Source organism: Aliidiomarina indica (assembly GCF_015354615.1).
Classification (GTDB): domain Bacteria; phylum Pseudomonadota; class Gammaproteobacteria; order Enterobacterales; family Alteromonadaceae; genus Aliidiomarina; species Aliidiomarina indica.
On record NZ_JACAVQ010000001.1, the window covers coordinates 614101 to 638483 of the forward strand.

At 48.6% G+C, this 24383-nt stretch carries 23 protein-coding genes; 8 read left to right on the forward strand and 15 right to left on the reverse strand.

What is annotated here, in order from left to right:
* Positions 1-89: 89 nt before the first annotated feature.
* From HXZ99_RS02790 to pspA, 12 genes are all read right to left on the reverse strand, one after another.
* Positions 90-2594 carry a S9 family peptidase gene (locus HXZ99_RS02790; protein WP_194755737.1) on the reverse strand — a complete coding sequence of 835 codons (2505 nt, stop codon included), beginning with the start codon at positions 2592-2594 and terminating at the stop codon, positions 90-92.
* Between the two features lie 149 nt (positions 2595-2743).
* Positions 2744-3388 (reverse strand): maleylacetoacetate isomerase, encoded by a 645-nt coding sequence (gene maiA, locus HXZ99_RS02795; RefSeq protein WP_194755738.1) that lies wholly within the window; start codon positions 3386-3388, stop codon positions 2744-2746.
* Positions 3385-4410, reverse strand: a complete 1026-nt coding sequence (locus tag HXZ99_RS02800; protein WP_194755739.1) for a fumarylacetoacetate hydrolase family protein — start codon at positions 4408-4410, stop codon at positions 3385-3387. The genes maiA and HXZ99_RS02800 overlap by 4 nt, the downstream gene beginning before the upstream one ends.
* Entirely contained in the window at positions 4407-5543 is a 1137-nt protein-coding gene (locus tag HXZ99_RS02805; RefSeq protein WP_194755740.1) for a homogentisate 1,2-dioxygenase, read from the reverse strand. The genes HXZ99_RS02800 and HXZ99_RS02805 overlap by 4 nt, the downstream gene beginning before the upstream one ends.
* Entirely contained in the window at positions 5536-6612 is a 1077-nt protein-coding gene (gene hppD / locus HXZ99_RS02810) for a 4-hydroxyphenylpyruvate dioxygenase (protein WP_194755741.1), read from the reverse strand. Before hppD ends, HXZ99_RS02805 begins: the two co-directional genes overlap by 8 nt.
* Before the next feature lie 264 nt (positions 6613-6876).
* Complete coding sequence (gene tyrR, locus HXZ99_RS02815; RefSeq protein ID WP_194755742.1) at positions 6877-8427, reverse strand: transcriptional regulator TyrR; 1551 nt, start codon at positions 8425-8427, stop codon at positions 6877-6879.
* A gap of 111 nt (positions 8428-8538) precedes the next feature.
* Positions 8539-8880 (reverse strand): 4a-hydroxytetrahydrobiopterin dehydratase, encoded by a 342-nt coding sequence (locus tag HXZ99_RS02820; protein ID WP_194755743.1) that lies wholly within the window; start codon positions 8878-8880, stop codon positions 8539-8541.
* 86 nt (positions 8881-8966) lie between these two features.
* Entirely contained in the window at positions 8967-9770 is an 804-nt protein-coding gene (gene phhA / locus HXZ99_RS02825) for a phenylalanine 4-monooxygenase (protein WP_194755744.1), read from the reverse strand.
* A gap of 9 nt (positions 9771-9779) precedes the next feature.
* Positions 9780-11003 carry a methionine gamma-lyase gene (gene megL / locus HXZ99_RS02830; protein WP_194755745.1) on the reverse strand — a complete coding sequence of 408 codons (1224 nt, stop codon included), beginning with the start codon at positions 11001-11003 and terminating at the stop codon, positions 9780-9782.
* 187 nt (positions 11004-11190) lie between these two features.
* A complete protein-coding gene (gene pspC, locus HXZ99_RS02835; RefSeq protein ID WP_194755746.1) occupies positions 11191-11625 on the reverse strand; it encodes an envelope stress response membrane protein PspC in 435 nt (144 codons plus the stop codon).
* Positions 11626-11635: 10 nt separating this feature from the next.
* A complete protein-coding gene (pspB, locus tag HXZ99_RS02840) occupies positions 11636-11887 on the reverse strand; it encodes an envelope stress response membrane protein PspB (protein ID WP_407928486.1) in 252 nt (83 codons plus the stop codon).
* A 67-nt stretch (positions 11888-11954) separates the two neighbouring features.
* A complete protein-coding gene (gene pspA / locus HXZ99_RS02845; protein WP_194755747.1) occupies positions 11955-12623 on the reverse strand; it encodes a phage shock protein PspA in 669 nt (222 codons plus the stop codon).
* A gap of 232 nt (positions 12624-12855) precedes the next feature.
* Between pspA and pspF the strand changes: the two genes are divergently transcribed.
* The 7 genes from pspF to putP all read left to right on the forward strand — a co-directional run bounded on the left by pspF (position 12856) and on the right by putP (position 21064).
* Positions 12856-13992, forward strand: coding sequence for a phage shock protein operon transcriptional activator (gene pspF / locus HXZ99_RS02850; RefSeq protein WP_194755748.1), 1137 nt, complete (start codon positions 12856-12858; stop codon positions 13990-13992).
* On the forward strand, positions 13985-15664 hold the full coding sequence (locus HXZ99_RS02855; protein WP_228517514.1) for an ABC transporter substrate-binding protein: 1680 nt from the start codon (positions 13985-13987) through the stop codon (positions 15662-15664). The genes pspF and HXZ99_RS02855 overlap by 8 nt, the downstream gene beginning before the upstream one ends.
* Entirely contained in the window at positions 15661-16689 is a 1029-nt protein-coding gene (locus HXZ99_RS02860; RefSeq protein ID WP_194755749.1) for an ABC transporter permease, read from the forward strand. The genes HXZ99_RS02855 and HXZ99_RS02860 overlap by 4 nt, the downstream gene beginning before the upstream one ends.
* Positions 16676-17569, forward strand: a complete 894-nt coding sequence (locus HXZ99_RS02865) for an ABC transporter permease subunit (RefSeq protein ID WP_194755750.1) — start codon at positions 16676-16678, stop codon at positions 17567-17569. Before HXZ99_RS02860 ends, HXZ99_RS02865 begins: the two co-directional genes overlap by 14 nt.
* 1 nt (position 17570) lies before the next feature.
* Positions 17571-18563: an oligopeptide/dipeptide ABC transporter ATP-binding protein gene (locus HXZ99_RS02870; RefSeq protein WP_194755751.1), complete on the forward strand. Its 993-nt coding sequence runs from the start codon at positions 17571-17573 to the stop codon at positions 18561-18563.
* Positions 18560-19333, forward strand: a complete 774-nt coding sequence (locus HXZ99_RS02875; protein WP_194755752.1) for an ATP-binding cassette domain-containing protein — start codon at positions 18560-18562, stop codon at positions 19331-19333. The genes HXZ99_RS02870 and HXZ99_RS02875 overlap by 4 nt, the downstream gene beginning before the upstream one ends.
* 201 nt (positions 19334-19534) lie before the next feature.
* Positions 19535-21064 carry a sodium/proline symporter PutP gene (putP, locus tag HXZ99_RS02880; RefSeq protein WP_194755753.1) on the forward strand — a complete coding sequence of 510 codons (1530 nt, stop codon included), beginning with the start codon at positions 19535-19537 and terminating at the stop codon, positions 21062-21064.
* Between the two features lie 75 nt (positions 21065-21139).
* On the opposite strand, the gene HXZ99_RS02885 is transcribed toward putP, so the two are convergent.
* Positions 21140-21673, reverse strand: a complete 534-nt coding sequence (locus HXZ99_RS02885) for a hemerythrin domain-containing protein (RefSeq protein ID WP_194755754.1) — start codon at positions 21671-21673, stop codon at positions 21140-21142.
* Positions 21674-21855: 182 nt separating this feature from the next.
* Between HXZ99_RS02885 and HXZ99_RS02890 the strand changes: the two genes are divergently transcribed.
* Positions 21856-22629: a HesA/MoeB/ThiF family protein gene (locus tag HXZ99_RS02890; RefSeq protein WP_194755755.1), complete on the forward strand. Its 774-nt coding sequence runs from the start codon at positions 21856-21858 to the stop codon at positions 22627-22629.
* A 4-nt stretch (positions 22630-22633) separates the two neighbouring features.
* Here the strand turns inward: HXZ99_RS02890 and HXZ99_RS02895 are convergent, their stop codons facing one another.
* On the reverse strand, positions 22634-23029 hold the full coding sequence (locus tag HXZ99_RS02895) for a putative zinc-binding protein (RefSeq protein ID WP_194755756.1): 396 nt from the start codon (positions 23027-23029) through the stop codon (positions 22634-22636).
* Between the two features lie 130 nt (positions 23030-23159).
* Positions 23160-24374, reverse strand: a complete 1215-nt coding sequence (locus tag HXZ99_RS02900) for an NnrS family protein (protein ID WP_194755757.1) — start codon at positions 24372-24374, stop codon at positions 23160-23162.
* Between the last annotated feature and the right edge of the window lie 9 nt (positions 24375-24383).

Sequence of the window (24383 nt, forward strand, 5' to 3'; positions counted from 1 at the left end):
TTGCTATGCAACAATCAAAAAAGGCCCGCTTCACTTTGCAGCGGGCCTTTTGCTTGTATTGCTTACACCGTCGTAGCGGCTACCGCACTTTATTTTAAGTTATCTTCAAACAACTTATAGATGCGGCGGTATTGATCCAACCAACTGGATGGTTGCACAAAGCCATGGTCTTCCACTGGGAAGATAGCGGTTTCAAAATTCTCTTTTTCCAGCTCAATCAAGCGCTGAACTAAGCGCACTGAATCTTGGAAAAATACATTCGCATCAACCATAGGCGCACTAATCAATAAGGCGTCTTCGAGACCTTCAGCGAAGTAAATTGGTGAACTGCGACGATAGGCAATCATATCGTCCTGAGGTAAGTTCAGGATGTTTGATGTGTAGCCGGTATTGTAATGAGCCCAATCCGTCACCGGCCGTAACGCCGCACCTGCCTTGAATAAGCCTGGTTCATTAAACAGGGCCATAAAGGTGAGGAAGCCACCGTATGAACCACCATAAGTGCCCACACGTTCGACGTCTACATTGCGATGCTCACCCATCCAGGCAACCACATCAACAAGATCCTCTACTTCCGGCGTACCCATTTGACGATACACAGCGGTGCGCCAATCTCTTCCATAGCCGGCAGAGCCACGGAAATCGAGATCGAGAACCACGTAGCCTTGCTGAGTTAACTTACTGTGGAACATAAACTCGCGGAAGTAATTCGACCAACCTGCATGCGCATTTTGCAAATAGCCTGCACCGTGGATAAAGACAACGGCTGGATAGGGTTCCGCGCGATTTGGGTCAAAATTATCTGGAACATACACGCGGCTATAGATGGGATCTTCGACGTGGCTTGAAGGCACCGGTACGATTTCAGGTGCAGGCCAAGGCATCGCCAAAAATTCATCGGTTACCGTTTCCGTTAACCGCGTTACGGTAGCGCCCGACTCCGTGGTTTGTACATAGAGTTCAGGCGGTAACAATGCGCTACTGTGAGTTAGCAATAAACGTGACTCATCCGGGCTAAGGGCATAGCTGGTGATACCTTCAAGGTGCGTTAAACGTTCAACATCGCCACCAGCAACAGGCACTCGGTAAATCTCAAAAATTCCCGGATGTTCTTTGTTGGCTTGGAAGTAGAAGGTATCCGCTGCACGATTTAAAGTAACTTGATCCACAAGATAGCGACCTGACGTGACCGCTCGCGTGGTACCGCGATCTAAATCACGGATATACAAGTGAGAATAATTTGATTCTTCCGACAAAAACCAAATTTGATTGCTGTCAGGCAACCAGTTAAAGGCATTGAAGTCGCGATTAATCCACGCCTCGTCATGCAAGCGGTGTTGCGACTGTAGTTGGCCTCGGCGTAAATCAACGGTCGCGATCCAACGATCTTTGTTATCCCATGCCCGTAACATCATGACCACCGCACTGCCGTCTGCATTCCAGATAATGTTTCCTTCTGGCGCTGACCAGCGCGGCATCACGCCAATAGCACGAGGCTTACGCTCACTCACGTAAGTTTCACCGCGGGCCGCGTAGTTTTCCTCACGGACAGAACGCAATACATCTTCGTTCCAACCTGGCAGTGATTCGTAACTTAGTTCCGATTTCTCACCGGTCGTCAAATCAATTAGGAACAGTTTGTGATGCACAGGTTTTGCATCGGCAACTCGACGGCGCACATCTTGGTTCTCAATGCGTCCAGTCTCGGTCACGTAACGAGGCATCAGATCACCGTCGTCACGCCAAGTTTGTGGTTCGGTCAGAGCCACAATTAAGCGATCCCCCGTAGGCGCTAAACTTACTTCAACGATCTGCTGATTTCGTCCAAGATAGATGGGCGACGGTGCCAGACTCGGGTTTTCTTGCTGCAAACGCTGTTGGTCATCAAAGCGTTCCTGCTGTATCCGGCGTTGAATACGATTATATTCAATCAGGTCAATTTCTTCCTGCATCAAAATATCCGCAGGATCTTTCACCGGTTTTGGTGCATCTTGTAACTGCAACGATGCCAATTGCTCGGTAAAGCCAGTCGCCAGGTTCACGGCATAGAAATCGTTGCCCGAGCGGTAGCTTAAGCGACCATCTACAAGGAATTGCACGTCTGCTTTATTGGCACTGTCCCGCGTGAGTTGCGTAACTGAACCTGTCTCTGTGCTTAGAAGATAGATATTGCGCTCAAAAATATACGCTTTAAGGGTGCGCTCTTGGTTGTACACACCACTTGCATACGCATGTTGATGCAAATCGGAAAGAGGCACAGCGGAGCCATTACCACCCTCCGTTAAAGAACGGATAAAACGGTCACGCTGGGGGCTGCCCTCGCGCTTACGGTCAAATAATACATGGCGTCCATCCCACGACCAATAAGCGTTCTCTGGAGCACGGCCCAGCCAGTCCGGATCAGCCATGATTTGTGTCATGGTAATAGGTGCAGTGTTCTCAGCGTAATCCTGAGCGCTGATGGTTACCGTTTGTGATGCCATTTGTGGCGTTGTCGACGCGGTCTGTGATGACCCTTGTGCCAGAGGCTCTGAGCCGGCACACGCGACCGTCATGAGAGCCGCGGCAATGGCTATTGTAATTTTTGTTTTCATTCCTGCATTCCTTGTAATGGGAATAAGTCTGAAGTTCAGAGTTTTCAACGCTATTTAAGCAAAAACGCCCGTAAATGACGAGTCATCACGGGCTATTTTGAGTGAAATGTGCGTTAAATCACCGAAGATTCGAGAATACGCTGTAATTTCTATGTGTTTGCATCCACTTGTGCTTCAGGACGCGCTGCAATAAACGCGGGAAGCTCATTGAGTGCCGCCGCAATCTGTTGAATTCGCGGGTACTTTGCCATATCAATGCCAAATCGCTCAGCATTGTACACCTGCGGTATTAAACAAATATCCGCCAACGTCACTTCATCACCCACGCAATAGCGCCCAGCGGTGTCAACTAATCGCTGCTCGAACGCCGTAAACGCCTGCCCTACCCAATGATGAATCCAGTTCAACTTAACGTCGTCCGTTTGCTTTAACTCACCTGTGAGAAATTGCAGGATACGCAAATTGGTAATGGGTTGTAAGTCGGCACTCATATCCAGCGCAAGGGTACGCACCCGAGCCGCCATCAATGGGTCCGCAGGGATCAATCGCGGCTCAGGACATAGCGCTTCCAAATACTCGATAATAGCGAGTGATTGGTTGAGGTGCTCCCCTTCTGGGGTGACCAATGTTGGCACTAAACGGGCCGGATTGAGCTGCTGATAAGCGGCGGACTTTTGCTCGCCACCGTCTTTTAGCAAATGTACCGGCACGGTTAGGTAAGGAATCTGTTTGAGATTCAATGCAATCCGCACTCGGTAACTTGCCGAAGAGCGCCAGTAGCCGTATAACTTCATGCATCAGGCCCTGCGTATTTCACAACTTTTTGGTCGATTGCGCCGAAAATACTCTGGCCTTCGCCATCCAGCATTTCGATGCGAATGGTATCGCCAAATTTCATAAAGGGCGTACTGGGTTTGCCATCACGAATGGTTTCGATCATGCGAATCTCAGCGATACAACTGTAGCCGACACCCCCTTCAGGAACGGCGCTGCCGTGTTCTGTGCCCTGCTTGTTCGATACTGTGCCTGAGCCAATAATAGTGCCGGCACACAATGGACGCGTTGCCGCTGCGTGCTGTACTAAGCGATCGAAATTAAACGTCATATCTTCACCGGCGTTCGGATAGCCAAATAATTCGCCATTGTAAGTAGACCGCAGAGGCAGATGAACTTTCCCGTCTTGCCACGATGCCCCAAGCTCATCGGGCGTGACCGCGACAGGTGAAAAAACCGAACTCGGCTTGGAGTGGAAAAAGCCGAAGCCTTTTGCCAATTCATTTGGAATTAAACCGCGCAATGACACGTCATTCACCAACATCAACAGGCGAATGTGCTGGCGCGCATTTTCGGCCTGAATACCCATAGGTACATCATCGGTGATAATCGCAACCTCACCTTCAAAATCGATGCCCCAATCTTCTGAGCCGAGCTCTATATCTTGACGCGGACCAATAAAAGCGTCAGAACCGCCTTGATACATCAGAGGGTCTTCCCAAAAGCTGGGTGGCATTTCAGCACCACGGGCTTTACGAACTAACTCCACATGATTGACATAAGCACTACCATCAGCCCATTGGAAAGCCCTTGGCAGCGGGCTTTCGCATTGACTCTCATCAAACGCCATGTCATCGCTTAATTTGCCGTTATTTAGCGCGATGTACACTTCTTTTAGTTTGCTTTCTAGATCGTTCCAACGATCAATCGCCATTTGCATAGTCGCTGCGATTTCAGGAACAGCAACTGCACGGGATAAGTCGCGGCTCACCACAACAAGTTTGCCATCTCGGGTACCGTCACGATACGTGGCTAATTTCATTCCTTTTTCTCCTTCCAGCTATTCACGTAGTCTGGATTTTCAACGCTCACTGCCGGCTCGCCCACTTCTAATGAATCGCGCGTATCGAGCATGACAGCAACTTCGTCGGTGAATTTCTTTTTATATTCCTGACCTGCTTTAAAGGCCTTCGGGTGCGGACCGTGGGTAAAACCAGCCGGATGGAACGTGACCATACCGCGGTCAATATTGTCTCGACTAAAGAAGTCACCCGCATGGTAAAATAGCACCTCATCATAATCGTCGTTGTTATGATAAAACGGCACTTTAAGCGCACCTGGGTCGCTTTCAATCGGACGTGGTACAAATGTACACACCACAAACCGCTCCGCCACAAAGGTCGTGTGGGCCGATGGTGGCAAATGATAGCGGTGACTCATTAATGGCCGAATATCCCGCCAATTAATTCGTACTGGGGCTAAGTCACCGTGCCAACCCACTGCATCCAGTGGATTATACGGGAAGGTCACCAACGACACTTGACCATGGCGCTTTACTTCAATTTGCCATTCGTCTTCCGAGTACTGGGCTTTAAAAGCCTCATCAATTTCTGGGATATCAAGGCATGCGGGATCGAAAATCGCATGATTTCCCACCAGCCCTTTTTCCGGTAATTGGTAGGCACCATTGGTGGCTTCAATCATCAGTAACTGCATGGGCGATGTCGGTTCAATGCGCCAGTTCGTGGAACGAGGAATCACAACATAGTCGCCATCCCGCAACGTCAGATGACCATAATCGCAAAAGAGTTCGCCTGCGCCCTCGTGCACAAAAAGTAAATCATCGCCATCAGCATTACGCGCCAAACGTTTCATCGGCGCATCTAAGTGCCAGATTCGAAACTTGCAATGTGCATTAAAGAGCAAGTTCGGCGCCGACCAAGGCGACGCCGTATCTGTACCATTGAGCTGGTTAAAATCGAAGCAGCGTGGACGTAACGGCCCTTCCCAATCACTCCAGCCCGTCGGGGCATGGGTGTGATGGAAGTGCGTTGCTGGTCCGAAAAAACCACTGCGGCCAGCTTCTCGTTCGTAAATCGCTTCCTTCGGGAAGTCAGCGTGCGCTTGGCGTGACGCCGTGCCCACCTGCTTCGGGAAAGAGATCCACTTACGCATCGCTTAATACTCCTCGACGAATCTGATCTTCCTCGATCGACTCGAACAGTGCTTTGAAGTTACCCTCACCAAATCCTTCGTTACCCTTGCGCTGAATGATCTCGAAAAACACCGGACCAATCACAGTTTTGGTAAAGATCTGCAGTAAAATACCATCTTTCATGGGCGCGCCATCGATAAGAATGCGCAGGTCACGCAACTCATCAACACTTTCTGAATGACCTTCTACACGCTCATCAATCTTGTCGTAGTAAGTATCTGGCGTCGACATAAACTCCATACCACGCTCACGTAAAGTACGCACTGTGTGGTAGATATCGTCGGTAGACATGGCGATATGCTGAATGCCTTCGCCGTTGTAATCTTTCAAATATTCTTCAATTTGCGACTTGTCATCATGGGATTCATTAATAGGTATACGAATCTTTCCGCAAGGAGAGGTCATGGCGCGGCTCAATAATCCGGTCAGTTTGCCCTCGATATCGAAATAACGCACTTCACGGAAGTTACCAATCCGCTCGTAGAAGCCTGCCCACACGTCCATGTTGCCACGGAATACGTTATGGGTGAGATGATCGACATAGTCCATGCCTACTTCGTGGTCATTCATTGACGCTTCCCAGTTGTCATAGAACTGGAAATCCACATCATAAATGGTTTTATCACCGTAACGGTCAACAAAGTACAGGGCGCTCTCGCCGATGCCATAAATCGCTGGAATATTCAATTCCATGGCGCCAACATCTGGCTTAAATTCTTTCGCGCCGTTGGCAAGAGCATGGGCCATTGCTTTATTTGCATCAGCCACTCGAAATGCCATTCCGCATACGCTTGGACCATGCTCACGGGCAAAGCTCTCTGCCTGCGATGATGGCTGCGCATTCACAATGAAGTTAATGTCGTTTTGCTTAAACAACCACACGTCTTTGCGGCGATGTTTAGCAACTTCTGTAAAACCAAGTTGGGTGAAAAGCGTTTTAAGCGCATCGATGCCCTTGGCATCTGCCGCTGTGTACTCAACGAATTCAAATCCATCGGTACCTAAAGGATTAATTGTATGATCAGTCATGACGAGTATTCCTCTCTTTATGTGCGATACCCCCGTAGGCATACCGCTTTAGTTATAAGTTCGCACTGTTGTTGTATCGCGAACGGCCCCATCACGGCTAGGGGGCGCCAATGAAAGTGCGACAGCGTGACACTAAGACATATGTAAACATTAGTTTACTTCAGGTGAGAATGCAGCACTTCGGGTTACTTTTGTAAATAAATCATTACAAAAGCGTTCCGAAGTGGCATGAATTGTGTACGTTGTTACAGCTTGCGTTTCCCACTAACGCTTACGTTGCTTGCCGATTCCGTAATCCCGTAGCTTGTTTGCAATTGCTGTGTGGCTTAGCCCCAACTTGCGCGCAAGCTGACGCGTGCTCGGATAGCTTGGATAGAGACGACGTAATAAAGTACTTTCAAACCGCTTTACTGCATCCTCCAGACTACCTTCATCCAGATCGATAGCCAATGACTCGGCAATGGCAGGCACGTCGGGCAAATTAATATCACTGGGTTCGAGGGTGTCTCGTTCGAGCATAGAGATAGAGCGAAATAGCGTGTTTTCGAGCTGCCGTACATTGCCCGGCCAACTGTATTGGTTTAAATAATCTTTGCAGGACGCGGACAGGCGTATCGGTGCACGCTGTAGCTGCTGACAGAACTTCTGGACAAAGTGCTCAGCAAGCAAGAGTACGTCACCCTTTCGCTCACGCAAGGGTGGCAACTGCAACGATAATACGTTCAGCCGGTAATACAGATCTTCTCGGAAGCTTCCATCCTCAACCCGCTCAAACAGTTCGCCCCGTGCCAGACAAACAAGACGCACATCGACCGCCACCATTTGTTCTTCGCCAATTCGACGAAAGGTTCCATCTTCCAAGAAGCGCAAGAGCTTCGCTTGCAGCTCTTGTGACATATCACCGACAGAATCAAGCAGCACAGTGCCGCCATTGGCTTGCTCGAAAATCCCTTTTTTGCCTTGGGGATGGTGATTAAACACGCCGGCACCGTAACCAAATAACTCACTTTCTGCCACGTTGTCAGGCAAGGCGCCGCAATTTACCGCCAGAAAAGGCTGCTGACTCCGATTGCCGGCTTGATGGCACGCCCGCGCTATCAATTCCTTACCAACCCCGGTTTCCCCTTCAATCAACAAAGGCACATCGAGCTGAGCCATACGTTCGGCGTCTTTCACTAAACGCTTAATACTCGCGTGTTGGGTAAGCACATGACTAAAGGGTGATACCGAGCCTGTGTTGCCAGGTCTTGTCGGCATAGGTTCAGATTGACAATGCAAGACTGCACCGGCAAATGCGGGCTCACCCTCAGCGTCATTCACCCAAATGGGTAAAACGCTTGCACGATAATTCGCCGATCCGATGCGGATATAATCGGTAGTCGGCTCAGAAGGCTCTTTTTCCAGCCAACGCTGTAAATTGAACCCACCTAACAGATCGTTGACTTGTTCACCGCGTAATTCCTCTTTGTCCGCATCGAGCAAGGTCGCAGCCGCACTATTAATGATGTCTACCCGGCCGCGGGAATCAAGGGATATCACGGGATTGGGTAACGTCGACAGGAGCAAATTAAATTCGTAATGTTCACGCTCGGTGGGCATGTAAGGAATGGTTTTCACATCTTGCACATTGGGAATACGTCGAATTTTCGACATGAGCATCTGAAATTCAGAAAACTCAATGGTGGGGAAACTTAGAAATATTTTGCCAACAGGATCGACCTCAATACCCTTAAGATCAATTTCATTTTCACGCAAAATTGTCAGAATATCCTGACATAGGCCTAGACGATCTGAACAGGTGATTTCCAAACGCATGTAAGTATCGAGTTCCTGAATTAACTGTAAATAAAATTATACAGGTTCAGCAACAAAAAATCAGCAGAAGCGGATCGCTTGCTGCTGATTTTCGACGAATGACATGTGCGCTTAGTCGTTTAAAAGCGCATCCGTTTTGGCAGCCATAATAAAATCATTTTTATGTAAGCCACCAATCGCGTGGGTCCACCAAGTAACGGTCACTTTGCCCCACTCAAGGAAAATACCTGGGTGATGGAATTCAGCTTCCGCCAGTTCCGCTAGCTTATTGGTAAATGCCAAAGCCTGCTTAAAGTTTTTAAACTTATACACACGCTCCAGTTGCATTACATCATCACGCACGATGGGCGCCCAATCAGGGATTTCGCGCATCAAAGTTTTCAGTTCGTCGTCACTGACCTTAGGCGCACCGGCCTGACAGGCCTCACACTTCATTTCTTTTAAATCAGACATGCTTTTTTCCTGTTTCGATGCGCGCTAGCACACCATCTATTGAGATAATTAATCGCGTTAAACACAATTATACTAAAACAAATGACTTAAGCGGCATCTTTGGGTTTCGGTGGAAACTTAGGCTCGAACAAACCTAACTCCATTGCTTCCTCCACCATGGCCATAATATCCATATCCGCTATTTCAAACAGCTCGTTTACATCATTAATGGTGTAATAGATCGGCTGCATAATATCAATGCGATATGGCGTGCGTAACGCATCAAGCGGCTTCAGTGGCTTGCGCTCTGGCGTATCGCTTTCGAGCGCATAACGGGTTTCGCCCGGAGACGATATAATGCCCCCACCATAAATGCGCAGCCCTTCTTTGGTTTTTAACAGTCCGAATTCCACCGTGAACCAGTACAGGCGCGCCAAGTAAACGCGCTCTTTTGGCGACGCTGCATAGCCTAGCTTACCGTATTGATGGGTAAAGTGGGCAAATGCTGGGTTCGTCAGCAGTGGGCAATGACCGAATATTTCGTGAAAAATATCGGGTTCTTGCAGGTAATCAAATTCTTCCCGGGTGCGAATAAATGTCGCTACAGGAAATTGCTTATTCGCAAGTAACCGAAAGAATTCGTCGAACGGGATCAACGCGGGCACCTGAGCCACTTGCCAACCCGTCGTTTCCATCAGTACTTTATTAATCTCATGGAGCTGCGGAATGCGATCCATCGGCATATCAAGCAGGCGTAAACCTTCCATGTACTCATCACAGGCCTTTCCAGGAATAATCTCCAACTGACGCTGGACAAGATCGTGCCACACCTGGTTCTCTTCATCGCTCCAGTGAATAATGCCCTGTTCGTCAGGCTGCCGAGAAACGTATTTGCTGTTCTTTTTACCCATAACTCCTTCCTATACTGCTGTTAGTTTCGCGTGTGGCGCATTTAAAGCGCGATCAAGGCTTTGCTGTAAATCAGCAATAATGTCGTCCACATGCTCAAGCCCAACTGAGATACGAATTAAGCCATCAGTGATACCTGCACGCGCACGCGCGTCAGGGCTGAGTGGCGAATGTGTCATGGATGCCGGATGCTGAATCAAGCTCTCGGCATCGCCTAAACTTACAGCGACACGAATCATTTCTAACTTATTAAGTACTTGCACAGCGGCGTTATAGCCGGCGTCTAATTCAAACGCAATCACCGCCCCTGCGCTCTTCATCTGTCGACCGATCAACTCATGTCCTGGATGATCGTTAAATCCAGGGTAAAAAACTTGGCTGACGCCAGGGTAATCTCTTAAGAAATTAGCGACGTGGCGCGCATTCTCACAATGCTTTTCCATACGCACCGACAGAGTTTTCAGACCACGAATAATTAACCATGCATCATGGGGTGACATCGTTGCGCCCATGTCTTTCAATGTGGTCATTTTAATCAGGTGAATATCTTCAGCAGAGCCCGTAATTACGCCAGCAACCACATCGCCATGCCCATTTAAATATTTGGTCGCACTATGCACCACGATATGCGCGCCAAACTCGCCTGGGCGCTGCAACAATGGGGTCATAAAGGTATTATCAACCACCATACGTACCTGCGGATGCGAGCGGCAAACGTCGCCCACCATGGTTAAATCAATTAAGCGCAGGTGCGGGTTAGCGGGCGTCTCTAAAAATACGATTTTGGTGTTGTCACGAAAGGCGCTTTCCAAGGCATGCTGGTCGGTCATATCGACAAAATCAACATGAATACCAAAGCGTTCAAACAAATGACTAAATAACGCGAAGCTGCAACCGTAAATGCAGTCGGAGGCGATTACGTGGTCGCCGGCCTTGAGGAACGCTAAGGTAGCGGCTGAAACGGCGCCCATCCCTGTTGCTGCTGCAGCACCAGCCTCCATCCCTTCCAGCGCGGCCACGCGACTTTCTAGTTGATTCACCGTCGGGTTACCCAAACGCGAATACATATAGCCGGATTCTTCGCCAGCGAAACGTCGCCCACCTGTTTCTGCATCAGGGAATACAAAGGTGGAAGTTTGATACAAGGGCGTGGTCAGTGAACCATACGGCTCCTGAATATATTCACCACCATGAATAACCAATGTATCTTGATGCATCGAACTACCTTTCGCCATGCCGTTGTCTCAACTTTAAGGGTTGTTATTATTATGTAGGACGCCTAGCTTAAGGCAGCGGTTCGAACCTCAGCAATAAAAGCACAGTGTTCCTACCAGCTATAACTGTAAGGTTTAATTTCCACCCAGAAATAAAAAGCCCCGCTCAAGAGGCGGGGTTTTTCTTAGTCGGCCAGCGGGTATCGGCCTACAGGCGGTTAATTTCCTGTCGTACACGGAATTCCGACGATGTAACGTATTCTTCCATTTTGCGAACCGATGTTTCCATCTCGGAGAACTGTTTTGCGATCTGGCCTAAGGCCTCGCGGGGTGGTTTACCCGCTTCCCACACTTTCGTTTTTACTTCAATAGTCCGGCCATCCGCGGTTTGCTCAATCCGTGTTTCTTCTCTCAGTGTGCGTGGTTCCGGCGGTGAACTTACGCTATCGGTGCCCTTATCGAGCACTACCCAGGCAATGATATAGGCCACTAAGGTTACTTTTGAAGCCAGTACGAGAGCGGTAACAGCGATAATGCGTACAACCCACAGCTCCCAGCCGAAATGGCGCGCCAAGCCTGCACATACACCACCGATTTTGCCTCGTTTCGGATCCCGCAGCAGCGTTTTTTTACGTTCAGTCATTGCTCGCTCCTTAACGGTTATCTTTACGCCAGTTCGCGTGCTCGGCATCGAGTAAGCTCTCTAGCGTACGGATGCGCTCTTTCATATCTTCAGCTTTGGCGGCTAGTTCACGCACCAGTTCTGCGTCTTCCTGACTCATCCCTTCGCTAATTTTGCGCTTACTCCGATAGTGGAGAATGACCCAAATGGGTGCCACAAAAATAACAAAGAGTATAAGCGGCGTCATGATCATGCCAAACACTGCAACTTCCATCTCACCCATCGCCCTAACCCCTTTTCTTATGTTTGATATGGGCTGGAGCAGCTAATCCTGCTCCAGAACCGTAAGTTTAGTCTGATTTCTTACCTTTTAGCTTTTCTTTTAGCGCTTCAAGCTCAGCATCAACACGATTCTCGCTTTCTAACGCACGGAATTCATCAGCTAAGGTCTTCTTACCCAAATCATAAGCGTCTACTTGTGATTCTAGGTCATCGATCTTGGCTTCATAGCGCTCGAACTTGTACATGGCATCATCAACCTTGCCACTATCAAGCGTTTTCTTCACCGATAAGCGTGAACTTACGGTGCGCTCGCGCATAAGAATCGATTTCTGACGGGCTTTTGCATCAGACAATTTTTCCTGCAATTGGCCAATCTCACCGGACAAGCGTTCAACATGGTCATCTACCCGCTGAATCTCATCGTGTAGCGCATTGATAGTTTCCTCCAGTTTTGCTTTCTCAAGCAATGCCTGGCGCGCTAAATCTTCGCGCTCTTTACCTAATGCAAGTTCAGCACGGCGTTCCCATTCAACTACTTCGTTTTCAAGACGAGTAAGTTGGCGATTCAAATCTTTCTTTTCAGAAAGTGTTTTAGCAGACACTGAACGTACTTCCACCAATGTGTCTTCCATTTCCTGAATGATCAGACGCACCATTTTTTGTGGATCTTCTGCTTTATCCAATAATGCGTTCAAATTCGCATTTACGATATCTGTGAAGCGTGAAAAAATACCCATAATATTTACCTCGTCTAAGTGCTCTTTAATTTGTAAGGCCATGGATTTAATAAAATGGCCCTTCACTAAAGAGTACTAGCAGGAAGCGTGCCAACTTTTAAAAATACCAATAAAACACTGAAAAAATGTAGGTTTCACTGTGTAGCTTAAAAAAATACATGGAACACAAGCATTGTGAAAGATAAACAATTAGACTAATAATTAGTGAATTTAGCCAACTAGGACGTCAGCGATGGCCCGTTTTCGTGATAACGAAAATCTTATTGGGGAATCCAATAGCTTTCTTGAAATGCTCGAGCATGTGTCGCGCTTAGCGCCCCTCGACAAACCCGTGTTGATTATTGGTGAGCGTGGTACCGGCAAAGAGCTTATTGCCGCCCGCCTCCACTATCTGTCGAGTCGTTGGGAACAAGCCTATCTCAAGCTCAACTGTGCTGCACTCAACGAGAACCTCCTGGAAAGTGAACTGTTTGGCCATGAATCCGGTGCCTTTACGGGCGCGTCCAAGAAACATGAAGGGCGGTTTGAGCGTGCGGATAAAGGCACTCTGTTTCTTGATGAACTTGCCAATACCTCTCCTTCCGTACAGGAAAAACTCCTGCGCGTTATTGAATATGGTGAGTTTGAGCGTGTCGGTGGCAGTCGCCCGGTAAAAGTCGATGTCCGTCTTATTGCTGCAACTAACGAAGATTTACCTGCCCTTGCGGCCCGTCAAGAATTTCGCGCGGATCTCTTAGATCGTTTAGCCTTTGATGTCATTACCCTGCCACCGCTTCGCCACCGTCGCGAGGATATTCTTATTTTGGCTGAACATTTCGCAATCCAAATGGCCCGCGAGTTAGGCATGGAGTGCTTTGCTGGATTTACCCAACAGGCGAAAGATGCGTTACTTGATTACGCATGGCCCGGCAATGTACGGGAATTAAAAAATGTCATCGAGCGCAGTCTTTATCGGCTAAACTCAGCGCAACTGCCACTACATGACATTATTTTCGATCCTTTTGCGAGTCCTTGGCGTCCCACTGAAGCCATTCGTAAGCGCGCTGCAATAGCGAGCGAGCCATCGAACGGCGCTCAGAAACCCGAAGAGCCGCAGGGGCAGAAGACGCCGACAGAAGCCGATAGTGCGACTGTAACGCACGCAGGATCCTTAACGAATGGCCGCGGTTTTGCATTGCCTGAAATCCACACACCGGTTGATTTCAAAGAACTCACCCAGAATTTCGAAACTCAGGTGCTTAACGATGCCCTTTCCCATTGCCAATTTAATCAAAAGAAGACAGCAGAGTTGCTTGGTTTAACCTATCATCAACTACGCGGATACTTAAAAAAGTACCAATTGCTCGAGGCCACCGGCAAAGATGATTAATATGCACGGCACCATGACCCGCCTCCCCCGCCATCTAAAACAAGCCGTTGCCGTTTGTTGTTTTGGCTTTGCTTTGAGTGGATGTTCTCCTTCCGAGCACCCGATGGCCCAAGACGGCTTACTTTATTGTGCTGAAGGCAATCCTGAATCGTTCAACCCGCAATTAGTCACCTCCGGCACCACCCTCGATATGACCGCCGCGCAACTGTATGATCGGCTGATTGAATACGATGCTGAAGCACAAGATTTTGTCGCCGGCTTAGCGCATGACTGGCACGTCTCAGACGATGGGTTGGTATATCAATTTAGCCTGCGTGACGATGTTCAGTTTCATACAACCCCCTATTTTACGCCGAATCGGCCATTAACCTCAGAAGATGTGCTGTTTTCTTTCTCGCGCTGGTTTGATCGTGAGCATCCGTATCATTTTGTTTCAGGTCGCGGTTATCCGTTCTTTACCAGTTCCGGTGTCCCAAGCTTAATTGAATCCATCGACGCTCCCACGAGCGATACCTTGGTGATTCGCTTAAAACAACCCGACAGCTCGTTTTTAGCCAATTTAGCGTCTGATTTCGCTATAGTGTTGTCCGCTGAATACGGGGAGCATTTGCTCGCAGAAGGAACGCCGGAGTTAATTGATCAATACCCAGTGGGCACTGGTCCGTTCAAGTTTGCCGGTTTTCGCAAAGATGTCTATGTGCGTTACTACCGTAATGACGAATATTGGCGGTCAGTTCCGCTAATGAAACAATTGGTATTTCGCATCACCCAAAGTGACCACAAGCGCATGTTGATGCTCCTTACTGGCGATTGCGACATTTCCCCCTATCCCCCAGCCCGCGACGTGGATTGGTTAAAACAGCAAGCCGCTATTGATGTGCAGCAAACGACGAGTCCGAACACTGCGTTTTGGGCCTTTAATACAACTCGAGAGCCTTTTGATGATCCCTTAGTGCGGCAAGCTTTGGCCCATGCCATTGACCGCGACTCACTGCTCCGTGCCGTTTATTTTGGCCATGCGGTGCGCGCCGATTCCATTTTACCCGATTCATCGTGGGCGCATGCACCACAACCCGATGCCTATACGTATGATCCGGAGCGAGCGCGTCGATTACTTGCCGAAGCCGGTTATCCCAATGGTTTCAGCATGTCAATTTGGGCCTTACCGGTTCAGCGAGCCTATAACCCAAATGCGCGATTGATGGCTGAACGAATCCAATCTGATCTCGCACGGGTTGGGATTCAAGCGCAAATTGTCACCTACGAGTGGTCGACCTTTCGTCGCCGTCTGGCAGAAGGTGAACACGACAGTGTGTTGATAGGATGGTCTGCTGATCATGCTGATCCGGATAATTTCTTCCGACCACTATTGAGCTGTGCTGCAAAAGAAAGTGGCGCGAATCGAGCTTTGTGGTGTGACCCCATGTTCGATGAATTATTAAATGCAGCGATTCGCAGTACCAATCAATCGGTACGAAGCCATTTCTACCGACAAGCCCAAGAATATTTAGCGGTTGAGATTCCGTTAGTGCCCATTGCCCACAGCATTCGATTCCAAGCAGTTCGCAATGATTTACAAGGTACCGCACTGTCGCCCTTTGGTGGTGTCCAGTTGCGCGGTATTTATCGCACTTTGCCGCAGCTTCCGGAATCTGAGGAGTCGCAACCATGAGTCGCTATCTGCTAAGGCAACTAAGCTTGCTGCTAGTCACTCTATGGTTACTGACGCTTCTGGCTTTTAGCCTTGGTCATTGGTTTTCCGGTGATTTTATTACCAACACCAGTGGTATTTTCCCAGAAGATATTCGATTTGCCGAAACTGCGGAGGCTCGGGCAGCTGAAGCGGGTATCGTGAATCAGTACACAGCCTATCTCGGCCACCTCTTTCGCGGTGACTGGGGACTATCCTTGTTGGATGGTGAACCTGTATTTGAGCAAATTGCCTTGCGCTTTGGGGCAACGTTAGAAATCGCTCTTATCGCTTTTGTTATCGCGATTGTGTTAGGTATTCCTCTCGGTGTCCTTGCCGCCCTTTATTTCCGTAAAGCGGTTGACCACACCATACTCACCATTAGTTTGTCCGGTTATTCCATTCCCGTATTTTGGTTCGCACAAATCGCTATTCTGATCATAGCGATTCAATGGGGTCTTGTGCCCATAGCCGGACAGATCAATCCGCTTTATGAAATCACCCCACGCAGCGGCTCTATAATCCTTGATATTCTTTTGGAACAACCCGAACACATGACCGAGGCGCTTCACAGTGCTTTCCTGCACATGATATTGCCCGTGTGTATTCTTGCCATCATGCCCATGATGCTGATTATTCGCCTGATGCGGAACTCGATGCTTGATGTGTTAAGCCAAAACTATATCACCTCGGGTTATGCAAAAGGCCTATCGATCGCCCGTGTCCTGTGGAATCATGCGCTACCTAATGCGATGCAGCATGTTATGCGGCAAATTGGTGCCTTAATTAGCTTGCTGATCACCAATACCATGATTATCGAAGTTATCTTCTCGTGGCCTGGGCTTGGCAGCTGGCTTGTTCGCAGTATTTATGAGCGGGATTATCCGGTGATTCAAGGGGGCTTGTTAGTTATCTCTGCAGTGATCTTGCTGATTACGATAGCACTTAATATCTTTCACGCATGGCGCTATCCGCAAGTAAGGAAGGATTTGTATGGCGCAAACTAACCTGTATTACGAAGAGCGCAGCCCAGCCCCGTTGGAAATGGTCTGGCTGGAGTTTAAAAGCAAACCTTTAGCAATGGCCGCGCTGTACATGCTGTTATTTATTAGCGTGCTGACCCTTATCGGGCCGTTGCTTACCCCCTATGGTGCCAATGAACAGTTTATAGACGCAATCTCATTACCACCCGCTTGGTCAGAATCGGGAAATATCCGGTTCCTCTTGGGTACCGATGAACTCGGGCGCGATATGGTTACCCGCATCATCTATGGTGCCCGCTATAGCTTTGGGCTGCCTATTTTGGTGGTATTAATCTCAGCCACCATCGGTATTGCCCTAGGAGCAGCGGCCGCAATGACCGTGGGTGTGAAGAGTTCAACATTAAAACATCTACTTGATGTCTTAATGTCCATTCCATCGTTGCTGCTAGCGCTCATTATCGTGGCAATATTAGGCCCCGGACTCAACAATGCGTTAATTGCTATCGGCTTAGTGCTTATTCCTCAGTTTTTGCACGTCACCAGAAACGCGGTTCATGATGAGCAGAAACGTGCCTATGTCACGGCAAGTAAGCTCAATGGTGTTAGCCAGTTTTATCTATTGTCCCATGTGATATTCCCCAACATTATTAAAGTGCTTGTGGTCCAATTTACCATTGGCCTATCCGTCGCCATCCTCGACATTGCTGCGCTCGGTTTCCTCCGATTGGGTGCGCAAGCGCCCACCCCAGAATGGGGATCCATGCTGGCACAAAGTTTAGAAGTCGCCTACGTATCCCCATGGATTATGGCGTTACCCGGATTGGCTCTATTTCTTACACTAGTCAGTGTAAATCTCGTTGGCGAAACCCTACGAGTCGCTATCAACCGTCAGTTGGAGCGCTAATATGTTGTTGGATATTCGCAATCTAACCATTGCCAAAGATACGCCAACGGGTCGGGTGAACGTTCTTGAGCGCGTTAATCTGCAAATAAATGAAGGTGAAATTCACACCTTAGTGGGTGAATCCGGTTCCGGAAAAAGCCTTATCGCACGTGCCATAATGGGCTTTCTAAGCGATAGTTGGCATATTCAAGCGGATCGATTGTGGTTTGAAGAACACGACCTATTGAACCTCACAGCCAAGCAGCGACGCGCCATTATCGGTGTCGATATCGCTATGATATTTCAAGATGCGAAGAGCTATTTGGACCCGAATTTGACCATAAGTGAACAGTTGCAAGAAGCGGTGCTTGATCAAGATTTAACGGGCGGATTCCTAGCGCGGCGCAAGCAACGTAAAGAGCGTGTGGTTCAGCTATTGCATCGGGTGGGCATTAAAGAACACAGCAATATGCTCGAGAGTTACCCTCATGAGCTTTCGGAAGGCGCGGCACAAAAGATTATGATTGCCAGTGCTATTGCGCACCGCCCTAAACTACTTATTGCCGACGAACCGACAAGCACCATGGAACCGGCTACCCGCCAACAAATATATCGTTTACTTGCGCAATTCCATGCCCGTTACGGTATGTCGATCTTATTGATCAGCCAAGATCTTGGCGCGATTATGAAAGAAACTGAACGCTTAACTATGATTTATAGTGGTCAGGTGATGGAATCCGGCAATACCCGAGAGTTGCTCGATCAACCCCATCATCCGTACACTGAAGCCCTACTGAATACCTCACTTTATCGGCAAGCGCAGCGTCCGCCGCGTTCACGGCTACCTACCCTCGCGGGCACTGAGCCAAGCATGCAGCATTTGCCGATCGGCTGTCGCCTCGGCCCGCGTTGCGCTTATGCCCGTCCAAAATGTGTACAAACACCAGGCTTCAGTAAAAAGCGTGACCGTGGTTTTGCCTGTCACTATCCCTTGAACCTAGAGGACGACGCATGAAGCCTTTACTCGAAGTCCGCGATCTTGCGAAGACCTATATCCAGCGTTCAGGCTTGCTAAAGCGCAAGAAAATAGAGGCCTTAAAGCCAACCAGCTTTAATGTTGAAGCAGGCAAAACACTCGCAATTATGGGGGCAAATGGTTCGGGCAAGTCAACCTTAGCTGGATTGATTTCCGGTGCCATTCAGCCGACCCGGGGCGAAATTATCTTAAATGGACAGCGCTTGCAGGCAGATAACTATCGCCAACGTGCGCAACATATTCGCATGGTATTTCAGGATGCCGAGGCGTCACTTAACCCCCATTTAACCATTGGTGATCAACTTGAAGAGCCTTTGAAATTTAATACAGGGCTCAATCATAATCAGCGGCGAGAGCGCGTCATTCATACCTTACAACAAGTAGGTTTGCTTGCGGAGCACATGGTTTTCTACCCACATATGATGTCCACTGGCCAAAAGCAGCGAGTGAGTATTGCCCGGGCCATCATATTAAATCCGCAGCTGTTGGTTGCCGACGAAGCCCTTGCTACGCTTGATTCATCGGTGCGTGCGCAAATCATAAATCTGCTGCTTGACCTGCAAAGCGACTTGAAAATGTCCTATGTGTTTATCAGTCAAAGCCCAGAGATTGTGCGCCACTTAGCAGACGATGTAATTATTATGCAAGATGGTGAAATCTTAGAACACGGTCACGTCGATGATATCTTTAACGCTCCTGAACATCGCTATACGCAAAGTCTATTGCTCTCGGAGTTAAATCTCTCGTAATCTGGTCAGGCGATGAGCGCACTCAGATGGACGTATGGCGCAATCAGGAATACTTACCTTGAGGAAAACCTGTTGATTTGATAGCGTAAGGCCCGTTTTGCGCGTGTTTACAGTGTTTCAAGCTGCGAGCGCCACGAAGTGCAACAACGATTCGCACGTTTAATAACGATAATAAATGCGACACAACACAGGAGTTTTAATGTGGAAACCGGAACAATAATTTCCCTAGTGCTGTACTTTATAGCCATGCTCGGTATTGGCGTTTATGGCTATTTCAAATCCACCAGCGACCTTTCCGACTATATGTTAGGTGGACGCCGCTTGGGCCCTGGTGTGACCGCTTTATCGGCAGGTGCCTCGGACATGAGCGGGTGGATGCTAATGGGTCTTCCAGGCGCCTTTTTTGTGGCCGGTTTTAGTGAGATCTGGATTGCCATCGGCTTGGTCATCGGCGCTTATGTAAACTATCGCGTCGTCGCCCCTCGCCTGCGCAGCTACACTTACATTGCCAAAGATTCCATTACTCTACCTGACTACTTTGAAAATCGTTTTGCAGATACCTCGCGCGCACTCCGCTTGGTTTCCGCTTTAGTGATTATTATCTTCTTTACGCTCTATACAGCCGCTGGCGTGTACGCCGGAGGCACACTATTCCAGAACGCATTCGGACTTAATTACGAGTACGGCTTATTACTCACTGCAGGTGTGGTCGTCGCCTACACGCTCATTGGTGGCTTCCTTGCGGTAAGTATGACCGACTTTGTGCAAGGCTGTATTATGTTTATCGCCTTAATCATGGTGCCCATTGCGGCATTATCAATTATGGGTGGCTCGGCGCCAGTGATTGCCGAAGTAACGCAAATTAGCCCGGCCATGCTCAATCCGTTCTACGGTGCCACAGTACTCGGTGTAATCTCTCTGCTGGCTTGGGGCTTAGGCTACTTTGGCCAACCTCATATTATCGTTCGTTTTATGGCGATTAAATCCCTAAGCGACTTTAAAATGGCACGCCGGATTGGGATGAGTTGGATGATTATCGCCCTGATCGGCGCCATGTTTACCGGGATTATTGGTGCAGCCTATATGGCGACCCACTCTGGTGATCTCGGTCCAGCCGCATATCTGACCGAAAGCGGACAACTTGCGGATAGCGAAACCATCTTTATTGTGTTGTCGCAAATTCTGTTCCACCCCTTGGTCGGCGGCTTCTTACTTGCAGCAATTTTGGCCGCAATTATGAGTACGATTTCTTCGCAATTGCTAGTGACGTCAAGCTCGCTTACACAAGACTTTTATAAAGCCTTCTTGCGCCGTAACGCGTCAGATAAAGAGCAAGTGTTAGCAGGTCGCGTTTCCGTACTTCTGGTCGCAATTGTTGCAGTGTCGCTATCGCTCAATCCTAGTCAAAACTTGTTATCACAGGTAGGTAATGCCTGGGCTGGCTTCGGTGCTGCCTTTGGTCCATTAATTATCTTAAGTTTGTACTGGAAGCGGATGACACGCTGGGGTGCTTTAGCAGGCATGGTTACGGGAACATTCACAGTATTGTTCTGGATCTATGTGCCTATTGCCGGTGCCCCACTTTCCACCCATTTATATGAAATGGTGCCTGGGGTAATTATGGCAACCTTGGCGATAATTGTGGTGAGCCGTATCACAGCACAACCGCAATCGTCCGTTGGCCGTGAGTTTGAAGAAATGGAAGGTGAAATTCAGCAAAACGCAGAATAAACCTACACAACCATTGTTACGAAGAAGGCCCGCTTGATGCGGGCCTTTTCATATAAAAAAAATACCAGTTACGTTTTACTGACAACCTCCACAGCATTGCCCCGAACGGGCATGCTCAGAAACAAACAGGACATTGTTTTCAATCTCAATGTGACTGCGAATGTCTTGAATAAACTCATTCAATTTACCATACAGTGCCTGCCACGTACCGCAGGCACCGGCGGGTAGTGTTAAATTGTGGGTTACTGCCAATAACTCGGCAATTGCCGCTTCATGTTCCTCATGCTCACTTTCCATCACAGCAATTGGTCCGCGTGGATACTGCCCATTAAGGAGCATCGGAAACAGGATTTGTTCCTCTTTTAACATGTGCTGTTCAAGCTCACGTTGTATCCGTTCGAGTAAAAGAAATAAGCCCGATGGACACGCTTCATGATCACCGTGGGCTTGTTCAACCTTCGCAGCTAATAGGAGTAACTCTTCCAATTGCAAACGATGAACTTGGTGAAAACGCTCCAAAACATAACTCACCAATTCTTGATTGCTGCGATTGCGCAACTCCTTTATAGGTTGCTGATCTAACGATATTGTTACGGCTGAGTACTGCATAGAGGCTCCTCAAAGCAAACGCTGTAGCGAACGCTTTGCTAGTTAATATGCGCTCAAAGTACTGGCTTGATGCCATAACAACAAGCGGGCATAAGGAGTACCCCTGATGGTACATAGGGGCTCTGTTTCGTTTGTGATAAGCTTCTACCCACCATAAGTAGATGACTGACAATAGCGCGCCCATGAACAAAAAAGTAAGTACACAACTGCCGCCACTCACAGAGCAACAAACGAAACGGTACGCACGTCATATCTTGCTTCCGTCCGTTGACTTTGCCGGGCAAGAGCGTTTACTCGCCGCTCGGGTACTCATCGTTGGTCTTGGAGGGCTCGGAAACGCGGCAGCCCCCTACCTTGCCGCTGCCGGCGTGGGTACTTTGTACTTAGCAGATGATGATTCTGTTGAATTAAGCAATCTACAACGCCAAATTACATTTAGAGAATCCGATATCGGTCGATCTAAAGTTGCCGCTGTCGCCGATCAACTACGCGCCCAAAATAGCGATATCCAGATCCATGAAATTCCACAACGGGTGGACGCGTCGCTGTTAACTTCTTTACTCGCTGATATCGATCTCGTACTCGATTGTTCTGATAATTTAGCGACGAGAAATCTGATTAATGAACTATGCTGTGCACAACAGGTGCCTCTGGTGTCGGGTGCTGCCATTCGGATGGAAGGACAGGTCGTGGTATTGCCCATGACTGTTGATGCGCCCTGTTATCAGTGTTTTAGTCGTTTATTTGGGGAGCAAGAACTGACCTGCATGAGCGCTGGTGTACTCTCACCAATAGTCGGCGTTATTGGCACTTTGCAAGCATTAGAAGCGTTAAAACTTTTAATAAATATTGGGCCCAGTGAAAGTGGGCAACTGCACCATTTCGATGGTTTCACCAGCGAGTGGCAGCGATTTGGGTTTAGCAAAGCCGCCAACTGTCCGGTATGCGCTAAATAGCAGATCAGTCCGGCGACTTCACGCCAAGCTGCTGATAAACATAAGATAGCGCTTGAAAAGTCTCTTGAATCGAGCAATCTTGGTGGTCTTGTTTCTTTAACCCCATGCGGGTAAGTTCAATGTGCCAGGTAGGCTCAACGCCAACTCGTTTTAAGGAATGTTTCACACAGGCTAAGGGACAGCCATCCAGGGCAATGATATTGCGCCCGGAACAAGCGGTACGCACGAGCGGGCGTACATTCCCACCGACACCGGCAATACATGACATTTCTGCAATACCATCGCGGCTTAAACGTACGGCAATATCGTTAGCGAGTTGGGCAACATTGGAGCAACCAGAGCATGAATACACCAGTGGTTTGTCCGATTTACTTTCCGATATTTTGATGTTTACCGACATGATTCTATCTCGCCCTTAATAACGAGCCCACAGTGTAGCGACTCGTTATAAAGATATTTTGATATGCATCAATGCCCGTTGAACAAATCTTCAACTACCCACAAAGAGTAGCGAGGATATCTTCCCCTCACTAGCCAGGGCGTCCGTCAGCCCGTGGCGTGAGAAACACTGGAAGGTAGAGAACGATAAAAATAACGAACGCCAGAACCCACGAAACTACAGCCCATTGATACCAAGTGATCATATCGGCAATGGGTCCCCAATTTGCCCCGATCCGAACTAAAGCAGCGGCAATGACGAACAAAAATGCGACAGACATAAGCGGGCTTGGCTTTAGAGGCCGACCGCTATGGCCCAGTGATACCCGCGCCATCATGGAAAGAATCATCACTCCCATCGCACCGACAGTCAGTGTATGAATGGCGGTACTATGACTAATACTATTACTGAGTTCAATTCCCGCATAGCGCAGCGCAAACAGCGCAAATGCTAAGGGGATAAAGGCCACAGATAGATGGAGCGACCACAGCAGTGGTGTGCGTAAGGTGATCCAGAAACGCAGTCGAATAAGTCGAATTGCCGTCATAACCGCAGCAAATGCAAAAAGCACTGCGAATGCACGGTCTGGGAGATAAGCAGTAAGAGCAAAGACATGCAGTACCACAATGAGCCAAACAGAACATAACGCACCTAACTCAATCCAAGCTTTCGGTTGAACCCGTTCGGTTTGTGTCCCATTGGCAGTAAACATCGGTAATACACGACCGGAAATGACCACCATAATGAGGGTGATCAACCAGACCGCATTATTAGTTCCGTATTGAATCCAATCAAAGCGCCCATACACTACCCCTGCGTGAGTGGCCGCATTCATGGCTGCAAGTGCCAGTAAAATAGGCACAAAAAATAGGTTTCTTGATTGCTTGGCGTTGACCAGTAAGCGTGCAAATAACAAAGCAGCCACCGGCAACAATGCAAGATCTACGATGATGACAAGCCATGCGGGTGCCAATGCCCCAAACAACATCAACACCCGCGCACTTAGCCACAGACCAACAAGTATGGCTAGAGTGCCGCCATGCGTAGAACGAAGCCCTGTCCAGTTTTGCACCGCAGTGAGAAGAAATCCCAAGATAATGGCAACCACAAATCCAAACAACATTTCATGCTGATGCCAGAACATTACATTATGATACGGATTCAATGAGATGTGACCTGCCAATACAAGTCCCCAAAGCGACATAGCAATTGCACTAAAGAGCGCGCCCAAAAGAAAAAACGGACGAAACGCCTGCCGCCACAGTGGGAATATTTGCTGCTCTTTTTGTTCATGGGTAACTTGCATTGTTCGAAC